Below are 3,038 nucleotides of genomic sequence, written 5' to 3'. Positions count from 1 at the left end.
ACCCCACCCGGAGCAAGGCCAGACAGGGCACGCTCAAGGGCTGCTCGCCCGAGTGTCCGGGTAGGCCGCTTGAGGGTACCGGCAACGGTGCTCCTAGATGGATGATCGCCACCCGGCGGCGGGCAACCGCAGCAGGTGACAGAACCCGGCTTACAGGCCAACCCGTCCCCTTTGATTCCGGCCCGAGCCGGGTAGTCACTCTGCCAGGAGGGCTTCTGAGAGCGTCCACGGGTCGTCGGTAAAAACACCATCTGCCCCTGCCTGCATAAGCGAAGCAGCTTCTTTCGGATCATTTACCGTCCATGGCCACACTGTCAGTCCGGCTTCCTTCATCGCCGCGATGCGTGAACTGTCGGTGTCCCTGTGGGGGCCGATATATGTAATGCCGTCTTCACGAATGGTCGCCGGGTTGACCTTGGTGGCAACGCCTACCAGATACAGAACGTTTAGTCCTTTGTCCGCCAACGTTGTCGCAAGGCTGTAATCGAAAGACTGGACGATCACGTTTTTTCAATTCCCCTGCTGGTGATGGAATCAACAAAGAATTCCAAGTCAATGTCCGCGTCCTTGATTTCGGGAACGAGAACGTTGCTCTCGCCGTATTGATCCACGATGTCCTCCCAGGTGGTGGGAGTGCCCGGCGCAGCGCCAGTCGGATGATGAATCGCGGCCTGGCGCCACTCAGCGAGGCTGATACTCTTCGGCTCTCCAGCGATACCGCTCATGGTCCTGTCCACCGTTGCATCGTGAAGGGGAACAAGGGTTCCGTCACCCAGAGCTCGCAAGTCCATCTCGATAGGGAAATCAGCCCCAGCTACGGCTTTGAACGCCTCGGAGGATGATTCGGGGTAGACGGAAGCGCCGCCCCGGTGGGCCACATGGGTAGGAGTCTCAGGAACACCACAGCCCGACAGTGCCAGCAGCAGACCACCAAAACCCAAGATTGTTCGTTTCACTCGGCGAGTCTATGGTGCCCTGTCCAAGAAGCGCTTCACCGCAACGGCTACTAACATTCCGCAGGCCGATGACGACAGTGGCCCATACAATCTCAGCTGGTTTGATCACCGTCACCCAATCGCCTCCGGGGGAACAAATGTACCGCCCATCGCCTAAATCGCTGCGCCCCGTGTTGCGCGTTGGCCTGACAACAGCGATGCTCACAGCGCTCCTTGCGTCGACTATGCCCGCCGTGGCTTCTGACCAGGCAGCACTGTCCGGCCAGCCGACCGGAGCGCCTCTGGCCACGGTTCAGGAGCCGAACAGCCTCTCACTCAATGACGGTACCCTTGCTCCGATCGGCCAAACGTCGGCGAAACCCGAGCCGATGCCAACCGTCATCGATGCGTCTCCTCCGACTCCGGTAGACCCGTCTCCCGGATCGATGGATACACCTGAGGTGGTTGCCTCGCCCACGGAGTCGGTGCTGCCTATGGAGCCGGGCGAAGCGCCCACAGAGCGTTCCAAGGCGCCCCTGCTGCAGAAAAGCGTTCCCCAAGAAGCCCCCGAGACGGATGAGTCGATGGCCGAACCTCGACACCTAGAAGCAGGGCAGAAGGCGATCACTGCGAGGGCTGTGGCTCTGAAGCTCAGCCCGGTCAACGACTTCCGGTGCACGCTCAAAGAGAGCGGCTGTGTCCGCACCTACACGGATTCGACCGGCAAGACTCGGGTCGCAATCTACTGGACCACAGCCTCGGGTGCGCACACGGTGGACCTCAAGCATGCCGTTGGCATGACCTATCGAGCCGAAAAGTATGAAAACGGCAGGTACGGCTACCCAACTGCGGACATGAAAGTGGCCTCCGACAAGAGCGCCTCGCAGCAATTTCAGGGTGGCACGATTAGCTACACGCCGCCGCACATCGTGGCGGGCAAGAAGGCCATCGAGGCCAAGGCAAAACTGCTCAAGCTGACTGCGGTCAACAATCTAAACTGCCGCCTGGTCGGAAACGGGTGCGTCCGGACCTACAAGCCGTCCTCCAAGAGCACTAAGCGGATTGGCATCTACTGGACGGCGAAAACGGGTGCGCGAAGCATGGACCTCCAGCACCCGATCTACAAGAAGTTTGCGGCTGGAGGATATGAGCGCGGGGTCATGGGCTATCCGACGGTGGACACAAAGTGCGGCCTCAAGTCCAACGGATGCACCCAGTCCTTACAACAGGGGACTATCACGTACTCGCCCTCTACCGGAGCTCGAATACTCACGGCGCAGATGGATTACAGCTGGAAGGCCCGCGGCAGCCAGAACGGCACGTTGGGCTACCCGATGCAGGACGCGGTCAAACGCAACGGCAAGACCACCCAGGTCTTCCAGGGAGGATCCTTGGTGGCGGCGCAAGTGGGCGCCGTGATGTACCCGAAGAATGAATGCTGGGCTATTGGGGCCCATAAAACCCGCTACGCGCACAACTGGGCTAATCGCATCTCATTCACCATTGCGGAGAAGTACGGCACCTACAAAGCCAGCTTCATCAACTGCGAACGGGTTGGATCCGTCTACAAGCAGGAATGGAAAACGGGCCAAGCGACCGTAGGACTCAAGGGGTTCAAACGCCCCGGGGTTGCGTCCGGCCATACCCAGTATCGTTGGTCCCCGCAAGGCAGCTTCACAGTGCATGAAGCATTCGGTGAGGGAGATCCCGGGACGGACCTCAAGTATAAGAAGCTGAACAAGCGGTCCAGATGGTCCGGGACCCCGGGCTCCTCCTACAACAAGTATTACGAGGCCGGATTTGTGGGCTACGAACGCTGGCCGGACGAGAACATGTGGTTCTATATGCGTCTTCCGACTGGTGACTATCGCCAAGGCGCCGTGATCGACTACAACCGCGGGCCGGGCCAAAAGATCAAGCAGGGTGCGGGGTTTGCCATTTTCCTGCACGCCAATCCGGTCCCTACGGCGGGTTGCATAGCACTGGACCTGAAGAACGTCGTCCGCTATCTCAAGACAGCGGACCCCGGGGACAGAATCATCATGGGCGTCCGACAGGACATTTTCAAAGCCTGACCATGGGAACAACAGACGGCGGTGTTTC

At 59.7% G+C, this 3,038-nt stretch carries 3 protein-coding genes and 1 other RNA gene; 2 read left to right on the top strand and 2 right to left on the bottom strand.

Annotated elements, in window-relative coordinates; translation table 11 throughout:
• Nucleotides 1-169, top strand: an RNA gene (gene rnpB / locus AC5RWT_RS36205) — RNase P RNA component class A; the annotation flags it as partial.
• A 26-nt stretch (nucleotides 170-195) separates the two neighbouring features.
• On the opposite strand, the gene AC5RWT_RS36200 is transcribed toward rnpB, so the two are convergent.
• Together AC5RWT_RS36200 and AC5RWT_RS36195 are read right to left on the bottom strand one after the other, a co-directional pair.
• A complete protein-coding gene (locus AC5RWT_RS36200; RefSeq protein ID WP_494084435.1) occupies nucleotides 196-504 on the bottom strand; it encodes a glycerophosphodiester phosphodiesterase in 309 nt (102 codons plus the stop codon).
• Nucleotides 501-956, bottom strand: coding sequence for a glycerophosphodiester phosphodiesterase (locus tag AC5RWT_RS36195; RefSeq protein WP_494084434.1), 456 nt, complete (start codon nucleotides 954-956; stop codon nucleotides 501-503). The genes AC5RWT_RS36200 and AC5RWT_RS36195 overlap by 4 nt, the downstream gene beginning before the upstream one ends.
• A 101-nt stretch (nucleotides 957-1,057) precedes the next feature.
• Between AC5RWT_RS36195 and AC5RWT_RS36190 the strand changes: the two genes are divergently transcribed.
• Nucleotides 1,058-3,010, top strand: a complete 1,953-nt coding sequence (locus tag AC5RWT_RS36190; RefSeq protein WP_494084433.1) for a L,D-transpeptidase family protein — start codon at nucleotides 1,058-1,060, stop codon at nucleotides 3,008-3,010.
• Nucleotides 3,011-3,038 lie beyond the last annotated feature (28 nt).

It is taken from the genome of Arthrobacter sp. Dra40, from assembly GCF_059091905.1.
The sequence above is the reverse complement of the archived record's forward strand: the minus strand, read 5'-3'. Positions and strand labels throughout refer to the sequence as shown.